This is a genomic window from uncultured Nostoc sp., from assembly GCF_964245445.1.
Classification (GTDB): domain Bacteria; phylum Cyanobacteriota; class Cyanobacteriia; order Cyanobacteriales; family Nostocaceae; genus Nostoc.
On sequence record NZ_CAXTNE010000406.1, the window covers coordinates 1 to 5,228 of the forward strand.

General features: G+C 43.7%; 3 protein-coding genes. All 3 read right to left on the minus strand.

The window, feature by feature from the left end; genetic code table 11:
- Positions 1–15: 15 nt before the first annotated feature.
- The 3 genes from ACFE90_RS36055 to lepA all read right to left on the minus strand — a co-directional run bounded on the left by ACFE90_RS36055 (position 16) and on the right by lepA (position 5,012).
- Entirely contained in the window at positions 16–1,068 is a 1,053-nt protein-coding gene (locus ACFE90_RS36055; protein ID WP_375507045.1) for a cyanophycinase, read from the minus strand.
- A 640-nt stretch (positions 1,069–1,708) separates the two neighbouring features.
- Entirely contained in the window at positions 1,709–2,896 is a 1,188-nt protein-coding gene (locus ACFE90_RS36060; RefSeq protein WP_375507046.1) for a glycosyltransferase family 4 protein, read from the minus strand.
- Positions 2,897–3,200: 304 nt separating this feature from the next.
- Complete coding sequence (gene lepA / locus ACFE90_RS36065; RefSeq protein WP_375507047.1) at positions 3,201–5,012, minus strand: translation elongation factor 4; 1,812 nt, start codon at positions 5,010–5,012, stop codon at positions 3,201–3,203.
- Positions 5,013–5,228: the final 216 nt, after the last annotated feature.

A 5,228-nucleotide genomic window follows, 5' to 3' on the forward strand; every position in this document is an offset into this window, starting at 1 on the left:
CTCCCCACTCCCCATTTAATATGGATTTGAATCAATCCGTCCCCTTTTAACACTCCTGAGATAGTACCCAGAAGTTGGTCTGTTTCTCAAGTTAAAGGTATCGCCACTGCGAACTTTCCAAATTTTGTAATTGGAAAAGGTCAAAGGCGTTCGAGGTTCGCATACTTCCGGAATATGATTGCCAAGTACAAAGTACGCGTCACCCCTACCCATAACTTTCACCAAACCGTTTTTATCCACAAGAACCGATGTACTTTCACTAACCGCTATGCCTAAAACACTGCTAGATACACCGTCCTTAATTTGACGAGCAATGAAAGCCATAATTCGACCCATTCTTTGCCGCCTGTCGAAGTGCGTATCTACAATGGTTCCTTTCAAATTACTCCAATTGAAAAAGTTGTAAGTAAAAGTAATGTCTCGGTAGGGATCATCGAGTGCATCTCTAGTTTCAATCCCTTTTTCAGAAGAAGCACAAGCATCATAGACACAATCACTTTGGATCATTGCACCCGCACTGGTGCCACCAATACCACCTCCCTTAAGATAAACTGACTTAACGGCAGCCTCAAGCTTGGTATCTTTCCAGTTGCGGATGTATTGACATTGGTCGCCGCCAGCAAAGAAAATTACATCAGCATTTCTGATTTTTTCATAAGTCTCAGCTTTGTTTGCTTCTTCTCTATTGCGAATCAGAAGAGTTTCCACAAAGTTTACGCCCTTCATGGCATAAATTAGCCGATTGTAATCGTGATTACCATTCGTGCGGAGAACTACAACATTAACTCTACTGCCGGAGTTACTACCTCCCCTAACTTGGTTGATCATCCACTGGATTGCATCATCGACATCGGGGCCACCCCCACCTAAGGTAAGGACTGGGCCCGCTAAAGAGGGTCTAGCATTGTCGAAAGAGGGAGAGGGGGAGGGGCGGACATCAACAGTGTCACCCAGGAAGTAGCGTTTCCAGCTTGCAATAAAACGGGTTATTAGGAAGGTTCCCATCTTCAACAACTTGATTCCTGTACTTTTCAAGCGCCTTGCTATGCTTGGGAATGCCTTTGTCATACTAAGCTTCTGGAGCAAACTGCAATTATTGCTAGGCTGTTACGCACTTTAATTGCTTATTTATCCGTGAAATTCGTCCTTTGTCATTAGTCATTTATTAGTAGCCTTTTGTGAATAATCAATGACAAATGACAGTTTTAACGAAAAAATCTGCAACTTAAACGCGTACTAGCTTAACTCTGGCACTAGAGAGGGTAGAATTTCCAGCGTACAGGGTTTGTACTGTTTGTTAACTCAAACAAAATAACGCGGAGTAATTATTTATTCTCTGCTCTACTCTGCGAAAATCTCCATATTACTTGTGTTGTTTATAGCGCTTCTGCAAAAAATAAAACAGGAGTCAGAATTCAGAATTCAGAATTCAGAATACTCTACCCACAAGGGGATAGAGTTTTGATTACGAAAAATATTTATTTTAGTTTCGCCCACTAGGGGCGAAAGCGCGTAGCGGGATGAAGTACGGTTTTAACCAATATTCAGACGTTCGCAGACTCGCTACCGCTGCGCTATTACCCACTTGTACAGAATTCATGCTGAATTATGACCTGAGGCGGAGCGTCTCCGGCTCCGCTCCTGAGTTCTGAATTCTTCTCATAAAATTTTAAATCCCCGACTTCTTAAAAAAATCGGGGTTCTATGCTTACCAGACAATTTGCGATCGCTCTTGTACAACTCGCTGATATACTTCTTCAGTTTGCTTGGCTAATTTCGGCCAGCTAAAGCGTCGCTTTAAATCCTCATAAGCGTTATCCACCAGCCATTGCCGATATCCTGGATTTTTCAAAACCTCCAAAATTCCCCAAGCTAAAGAATCGGGATTGTTTACCCAAGTCACAATGCCTGTTTTGGTATGTTGCACTACTTCAGGAAAACCGCCAGTATCAGAAACTACTACCGGAACACGAGAAGCAAAGCTTTCTAAAGCCACAATCCCAAAAGGTTCGTAAAGACTAGGAAATACAGCACAGTCAGCGACAGTTTGGAATCTATCTAAGTATCTATCAGAGAGAAAACCTGTAAAATAGCAATGATGCCAAATTCCCAAATCCCAGGCTTGGCGCTTGAGATGGTCAGTATTGCCGCCACCAACGATTACAAATTTAACGTTACCTCCCATTTCTGCAAGGATCTTGGGAGCCGCATGAAGTAATACAGGTACACCCTTTTCATAGGTCATGCGACCGAGGTAGTAAACGATTTTCTGATCGTCTGTGGCGAATTGGCGGCGAAAATCCAGAGCATGAAAATCTACGTGATGCTGTTTCTTTTCGGCTCGGATACCGTTATAAATAACATCGATTTTGTCCCAAGGACTGTATAGCGCTCGTTCTACTTCTTGGCGCATATAGTCGCTACAAACAATAATCCGCCAAGCGTTGTAAGCCAGCAAGGTTTCTTTGCCATTTATATAACCTTGAATATCTGTGTTAATACCGTTGTAGCGTCCGTATTCTGTAGCGTGAATTGTGGCAATTAGTGGTATTTTGAAATTATGCTTGAGAGCGATCGCAGCATCTCCTACCAACCAATCATGGGCATGAATTAAATCAAAAGGCCCTTCTTCTAAAATTAACTTACCACCATGATCTCCCATACTCAGGTTGAGATTGACTACCCAGTGGAAAAAGTCGTTACTATGTGCCACTGGCACTCGATGCACCTTTACTCCCTCAACCACTTCATACATTGATGCCTGACCAAACTCTGATGTAATCAGGTGGACTTCATGCCCTAGCTTTACCAGTTCCGGGTACAACTCCGCTACATGCCGCGCAATTCCCCCAACAATCCTTGGCGGAAACTCCCAACTCAGTACCAGTATCTTCATCTGCTAGATTCCCCGACACTTTACAAATATCTAAAAAATTACATTTCCCTAAAAATACAAGGGTGGCAAATGCAGTCAGTATGTTTACTAAAATTTTGAAATTTTTAACAGTTATTTTGTTAAAGCTTATCAAAGGTTATCAACTGTGGGCTAGGGATAAGAAGCAAGGTTTGACACTCCCCCGTCTTATAAACAGGGGAGTGTCAAACCGTAGCTTCCGTACAAGGGAAGAGGGCTAGGGGGTTAGGTCTTTTTTATGCTTTTTCAGGTTGAGATGTCGCCGCAAGCATTAAGCACTCTTAAATCAGCTTTGATCCAAGCGCAGTACTGCCATAAAGGCTTCCTGCGGTACATCCACAGTACCCACAGATTTCATCCGCTTTTTACCTTTTGCTTGCTTCTGTAATAATTTTTTCTTCCGGCTGATGTCACCACCGTAGCACTTGGCTAACACATCTTTCCGCAAGGCGGGGATATGTTCGCTGGCAATAACTTTACTGCCAATAGATGCCTGAATTGGCACTTTGAATTGATGGCGGGGAATTAGTTCCTTGAGTTTTTCTGCCATTGCCCGTCCGACGTTGTAAGCTTTATCCCGATGCACAATCATCGCCAAGGAATCCACGGGATCGCCGTTGATCATAATATCCAACTTCACCAGAGGATTTTCACGATAGCCGATGATGTGATATTCCATACTGGCGTAACCGCGCGATCGCGACTTCATTTGATCAAAAAAGTCAGTCACAACTTCCGCTAAGGGTAGCTCATAAGTAAGTGTGGTTCGTCCTTGGGTGAGATATTTCATATCCTTGAAGATACCACGGCGATTTTGTGACAACTCCATCAAGCTGCCAACATAAGTTTCCGGCGTAATCATCTCTACTTGGACGTAGGGTTCTTCAATTTTTTCGCGATCGTTGGGAGAAGGTAAGCGGCTGGGATTATCGATGTACAGTTCCTCACCTTTGAGGGTAATCACCTTATAAACCACCGAGGGGGCTGTAATGATTAAATCTAAGTTATACTCCCGCTCTAGACGTTCCTGAACAATTTCCATGTGCAGCAAGCCCAAGAATCCGCAACGGAAGCCAAACCCCATCGCGCTGGAAGTTTCTGGTTCGTAATGCAGCGCTGCGTCGTTAAGTTCGAGCTTTTCCAAAGCTTCCCGCAAATCTTCAAATTGGTCAGCATCAATGGGGAACATCCCGCAAAAAACCATTGGGTTCGCTTCTGCGTAACCTGGTAAGGGTGACTCAGCTTTCGCCTTACTTAGGGTAATCGTGTCTCCTACCCGTGCATCAGCTACAGCTTTAATTGCTGCTCCCAAATAGCCAACTTCCCCAGCGTGGAGTTCATCAACTTGCTTTTGAGTAGGAGAAAGAACGCCTAACTCATCAATTTCAAATTCTTTACCAGATGCCATTAAATGGATGCGATCGCCTTTTTTCACTGTGCCATCCATCACCCGGAAATATACAATTACTCCCCGGTAGCTGTCGTAATAGCTATCAAATATTAACGCCCGTAAGCGTTCATTTATCGTATTGGGCGGCGGCGGTATCCGCTCGACAACTGCTTCTAAAATCTCATCAATACCAATTCCTTCTTTAGCAGAGGCAAGAATCGCACCACTGCAATCTAGACCGATAATTTCTTCAATTTCGCCAATTACTCGTTCTGGTTCAGCCCCAGGCAAATCGATTTTATTCAAAACTGGGATAATTTCCAGGTTATTCTCTAACGCTAAATATACATTTGCCAAAGTTTGCGCCTCCACACCTTGGGACGCATCTACTACCAATAGCGCTCCTTCGCAAGCAACAAGAGAGCGGGAAACTTCATAAGAGAAATCCACATGCCCAGGAGTATCAATTAAGTTCAGCACATACTGCTGACCATTTTTAGCTGTGTAGTTCATCCGGGCAGCTTGCAGCTTAATTGTAATGCCGCGCTCCCGTTCTAAATCCATATTGTCGAGAAACTGTTCCTTCATCTGTCGGTCTTCAACAGTGCCAGTAGCTTGCAGCAAGCGATCGGCGAGGGTTGATTTCCCGTGGTCGATGTGAGCAATAATACAAAAATTGCGAATGCGAACTGCGGGAACGTCAGTCATATACTATCTTTGCCTTAGCAGCAACCAAAGTTAAAAGAGCAATTTACTTAATGTATTTTAATGCTTTCTTAGCCAAGACGCTGCTAGCTTTTAGTGCTGAGTTAGAAGTTAGGAGTTAGGAGTTAAGAGTTAGGAGTTATAAAAATTCCTCCATCCATGCCCCCTGCCCCATGCCCCTCTTCACCCCATCGTTAATTTTAGATCTTAATAGGTGGA